10 protein-coding genes are annotated in these 3,702 nt (G+C 35.0%); all 10 read right to left on the bottom strand.

The features are described 5' to 3' along the window. Window positions 1-198: 198 nt before the first annotated feature. Window positions 199-363 carry a hypothetical protein gene (locus tag ACJML3_RS05190; RefSeq protein WP_406021224.1) on the bottom strand — a complete coding sequence of 55 codons (165 nt, stop codon included), beginning with the start codon at window positions 361-363 and terminating at the stop codon, window positions 199-201. Window positions 364-457: 94 nt separating this feature from the next. Next, a complete protein-coding gene (locus ACJML3_RS05185) occupies window positions 458-706 on the bottom strand; it encodes a hypothetical protein (protein ID WP_406021222.1) in 249 nt (82 codons plus the stop codon). 81 nt (window positions 707-787) lie between these two features. Beyond that, the gene (locus ACJML3_RS05180) at window positions 788-988 is read right to left on the bottom strand and encodes a hypothetical protein (RefSeq protein WP_406021220.1); all 201 of its coding nucleotides are present in this window, start codon (window positions 986-988) and stop codon (window positions 788-790) included. Between the two features lie 12 nt (window positions 989-1,000). Continuing rightward, on the bottom strand, window positions 1,001-1,219 hold the full coding sequence (locus ACJML3_RS05175) for a hypothetical protein (RefSeq protein ID WP_406021218.1): 219 nt from the start codon (window positions 1,217-1,219) through the stop codon (window positions 1,001-1,003). Continuing rightward, a complete protein-coding gene (locus tag ACJML3_RS05170; RefSeq protein WP_406021216.1) occupies window positions 1,212-1,472 on the bottom strand; it encodes a hypothetical protein in 261 nt (86 codons plus the stop codon). The genes ACJML3_RS05175 and ACJML3_RS05170 overlap by 8 nt, the downstream gene beginning before the upstream one ends. 51 nt (window positions 1,473-1,523) lie before the next feature. Further along, entirely contained in the window at window positions 1,524-1,757 is a 234-nt protein-coding gene (locus ACJML3_RS05165) for a hypothetical protein (protein WP_406021214.1), read from the bottom strand. Window positions 1,758-1,834: 77 nt separating this feature from the next. Further along, window positions 1,835-2,032 (bottom strand): hypothetical protein, encoded by a 198-nt coding sequence (locus tag ACJML3_RS05160; RefSeq protein ID WP_406021212.1) that lies wholly within the window; start codon window positions 2,030-2,032, stop codon window positions 1,835-1,837. Next, the gene (locus ACJML3_RS05155; protein ID WP_406021210.1) at window positions 2,025-2,408 is read right to left on the bottom strand and encodes a DUF3310 domain-containing protein; all 384 of its coding nucleotides are present in this window, start codon (window positions 2,406-2,408) and stop codon (window positions 2,025-2,027) included. Before ACJML3_RS05155 ends, ACJML3_RS05160 begins: the two co-directional genes overlap by 8 nt. Continuing rightward, window positions 2,401-3,270: an HNH endonuclease gene (locus tag ACJML3_RS05150; protein ID WP_406021208.1), complete on the bottom strand. Its 870-nt coding sequence runs from the start codon at window positions 3,268-3,270 to the stop codon at window positions 2,401-2,403. Before ACJML3_RS05150 ends, ACJML3_RS05155 begins: the two co-directional genes overlap by 8 nt. Further along, window positions 3,267-3,702: hypothetical protein (locus tag ACJML3_RS05145; protein WP_406021206.1), on the bottom strand; the 436-nt coding region annotated here is incomplete at its 5' end. The genes ACJML3_RS05150 and ACJML3_RS05145, both read right to left, overlap by 4 nt.

The following is a 3,702-nucleotide window of genomic DNA, read 5'->3' as shown; positions in this document are numbered from 1 at the left end:
CTTTCTGTTTATGCTTTGTGTCTTTCATTTTGATAATCTCTTAATTTGATCTCTTACCTGTCTTAGAGCCTTAATCTCAAGCATTGTGTAGTGTGCTTTTCTATTAGCACTTTTTATATAACATAAGGCACTAACAATGTTTGAAATGATTGCTAAAACAAATAGAATACATGATAAAATAATCATTCCTTAATCTCACTAATCCAACTTTCCTAAATCTTTAATAAACATTCTTAGTAACTTGATGTAAATATTATATTGGTTTACTAAGAAATCCTCTCCTAATTCTTTAAAACGTTCTTGGTCTTCTCTTATTACTTTAAGGGATTTCTGATATGCCTTAATCAACTCTTGCTTAGTCATAATTACCTCTTTAAAATAAAAGCTTCTCTTACACCGTCAACCACTACAACAAGTATGTAGTGGTCTATATTCTCATAAACTCTAAAATTACAAATCATTCCTTAACCTCAACTCTATTAAATAAAGTTTTAATGCAACTGTCTACATCACCTTTAATAGCATTTAAAGCTACTAGCTCTTTTGCATACTTCTTGTATTCTTGCTCATTAGAAGTATCTCTCATTTGGTCGTGTAAAACATCTGTTTCTGTGTCTAAGTATAGATAAAACCCACTTAACAAAGTAATTAAGCCCATTTGTCTTGCTTGCTTTTCAAACTCTTTATAAAACTCTTGAATTGTCATTTTTTTTTACTCCTTAACCTAAGCTCCAAAATTTCTTGGTTTTTGGCTCTTATTTTTTTTGCTAAAAACCATTCTTAACTCCTATCTGTTTACATTATCCGATTCTATTAAAACCTCGTTACGATATGAAAAATTTAAGATTAAATCCATGTCAGATATAAGAAGCTCAGGCTCGCTCATTACATCTTGGTCGTCATTTAAAACGAAAACCTCAGAGTCATCGTTAATCTTACCTTTCTTTTCTAAATCTGAAATAAGGTCTTTAAACTCTTTAAGTGTCATTTTTTTTAACTCCTAAAAGATTAACCCATAAAACCACATCAGAACCTTAACTGCTAACATGCCTAGCACACCAACACAACAAAGCAACCCTAACCCAAAAATGACACTTAAAGCAACGATGGTGCAACCACTCAATCTTTCAAGTAACCAAAACTTAAAAACGTGGTTAATCCTTTCATACTTCTCGTAATCTTCAAGTTCTAGCTCTTTGTCAATTTCTTCTTTAGTCACTCTCAAATCTCCTTTCTAAGTCGTAAATTGTTTCACCATCTCTAAAAGGTATGCTTGTTTTATCTTGCATATCCTTTAGTTTTTGCCAATATTCAGGCAAGTGTTCATAAATAGCTTTAAGCTCCTTTAAATTCTTATTACCGCAGCAATAACAACTAACTCTATCTAATACCTGGTATAAGTTTGTCCCATCATTTTCTTTCCACTCAATGCCGTACTTAAAAGCCTTTACCAAGCAATCATTCTCAGTCATTCCCCATAAGATTAAAGGATAAATCTTAACTGTGTTGTCACGCTTAACTCCTTAGAGAATTACATCATCAGCTAACTCAATATCAACATACATACTGTCAAAGTTAATTTCTCCTGACTCAGGATCAATATCATAAGATGGGGAAAAATCGTCTTTAACCTCACAGTTAAGATACTTCTTATTCATCTCAATCAACTCACCATGATAGTAAAGCCTGATGTTAGCCCACCCATTAGCGATATATTCTGAAGCACCGCTATCTTCAATCACTTCTCTTAAAGTCATTTTTCACTCCTTATCTATAGCCGTTCTCAAGTCTCTGCAGCTTAATCTGTCTTGCTACTTCAACCTTATCCTGAACATTAAAAAATCAACTTAACCTGCTCAACCATGATTTCAACATCAGCAACTTCTTCTGCCAGATGGTCAATATTGCCTTTATTTCTAAAACACTTGGTTATCTCTTTTATTAATTCAGATAACTCCTCAATAGCTACTACCAGCTGTGCAGTATCACCGTTTTGTGCTCTTAGTCTTTTGTAGATTTCTAAATCAGTCATTCTTGGACTCCAGCTCGGCAATCTTTTCATCTATCAGATGAGATAGTCCCATATAACCATCTGCAGACAGAGCTAGTACAAATTCGTTTTCTCTGAAGATATCTAGATAGACCTTTGTGCGTTTCTTCATGAGCGCGTTTCCGTTGTACTCTCTAAATGCAATCCGATCATTGTCATCAGCAAGTATTCTTCTGATATAGAACTGGGCCTTCTTTAAATCCTGCAGAGGATTACCCTTATCCAGATATCTGAAGCAATACTTTAAGCAGTTTCCAAGATTGAAACCTAGTAATTCACATAGTTCTATTGGTTCAACTAAAACTGCGTGTTTGTGGTAGTGAGATGGTTTATTGATTACGTCTTCATTCTCAGTCATTTCTTTTCCCTTCCTTCTTGTGTCTGGCTCTTTCTTTTAAGAGCTTTGCCATATATTTATCCGGTTCATTCTCTTTTAAATAAGCTCTTCTCTCATTAGCCCATTGATTGATTCGCTCTCTATTCTTCTCTCTATACGCTCTCTGTTTTTCAAGATATTCCTGATGTCTTACTGGATCTGCCATAATCTCTGCCATTCGCTGTTTTGCATATGCAGCACATTTAGCTTTAAACTCAGGATCATTTTTTCTTCGTTCATAATTCATTTTGTTGTGTCGTTTTGCTGCTTCTTTAGCTCCTAATATCGTTGATTTTGCAAGAAGTAACCTTGCCCTGAGTAAGTACAGTTCTCTTTCTTCTTTGGTACATGCTGCAGTACATCCCAGTTCAGCCATTACGGATAATTCAGCACGCTCAACACATTCAAGATTTGAAGGATCAAAATTTCTGATGTTGCCATCCATGAAGATAACTGTCTTACCTTCAGCACTCTGTCCTGGATGATTTTGCTCCCATACGTACCGCTGATACTGCATCCACTTATTTGGCTCAGCCACTTTAATTCTTATATAACCTTTTTTCTCTTGAAAAGAACCAACAGGTCGATGTCTCCAGTGTTTCTCTCCGCGTGGCACATCTGAATTGCTATTGCACAAACCTAACTGAATGCCATTGTCATAGCAGTGTGTACATAAAGCCCTATCAGTAAACTCTCTGCAAAATCTTCTGTTAATTTCTTCTGCAAGCTCTCTTCTGGAGCTAAAACCATGTTCACGTAAAGGGCAGACAGACTTTACAAAATTCATAATTTCTTCTGTCCATTTACGATCTTTTCTAGTCCATTTTTTGCCCTTTGTACTCACTTGATTTCAACTCCCAAAAGATTGCCGTTAACTTTAACTTCATATCCATGAGATAGAGCTGTTCTAACTGCTTCAAGTTGCAGTCTCTTTACTTCAATCTCAGTCTTCTTCATGTTATTAAGAGAAGTAGCAATGTTATTAATAGCTTCAGCTCTCTTAAACAGCATATCTGCCTTTTGCTGATCAACTTCTCCATCTGAATTGGTGTAATTGTCAGAATTCTGAATAAGAGCTATTTCATTCAGAAGCATCTTCTTGATTTGTGTATATTCATCTGACTGCTGATTCATTACTTCCACCTTTGGTTGCTGATTCTTCTTTTCTTCTTCTTTCTTAGCTAGTAATTCATTATTTGAATTGCTCTCAACTTCTTTTTTATCTTCATAGATAAAACCGTTGTAATCAAAAGGTAAAGAGCAGCCAAACTCTAGC

The sequence above is a fragment of the Succinivibrio sp. genome (assembly GCF_045124615.1).
In the GTDB taxonomy this organism is placed as follows: domain Bacteria; phylum Pseudomonadota; class Gammaproteobacteria; order Enterobacterales; family Succinivibrionaceae; genus Succinivibrio; species Succinivibrio faecicola.
The sequence above is the reverse complement of the archived record's forward strand: the minus strand, read 5'-3'. Positions and strand labels throughout refer to the sequence as shown.

Bases quoted from the DNA above. Each gene is read 5' to 3' on its own strand.
- ACJML3_RS05190 (WP_406021224.1), bottom strand. From the start codon at position 363: ATGACTAAGCAAGAGTTGATTAAGGCATATCAGAAATCCCTTAAAGTA.
- ACJML3_RS05185 (WP_406021222.1), bottom strand. From the start codon at position 706: ATGACAATTCAAGAGTTTTATAAAGAGTTTGAAAAGCAAGCAAGACAA.
- ACJML3_RS05180 (WP_406021220.1), bottom strand. From the start codon at position 988: ATGACACTTAAAGAGTTTAAAGACCTTATTTCAGATTTAGAAAAGAAA.
- ACJML3_RS05170 (WP_406021216.1), bottom strand. From the start codon at position 1,472: ATGACTGAGAATGATTGCTTGGTAAAGGCTTTTAAGTACGGCATTGAG.
- ACJML3_RS05165 (WP_406021214.1), bottom strand. From the start codon at position 1,757: ATGACTTTAAGAGAAGTGATTGAAGATAGCGGTGCTTCAGAATATATC.
- ACJML3_RS05160 (WP_406021212.1), bottom strand. From the start codon at position 2,032: ATGACTGATTTAGAAATCTACAAAAGACTAAGAGCACAAAACGGTGAT.
- ACJML3_RS05155 (WP_406021210.1), bottom strand. From the start codon at position 2,408: ATGACTGAGAATGAAGACGTAATCAATAAACCATCTCACTACCACAAA.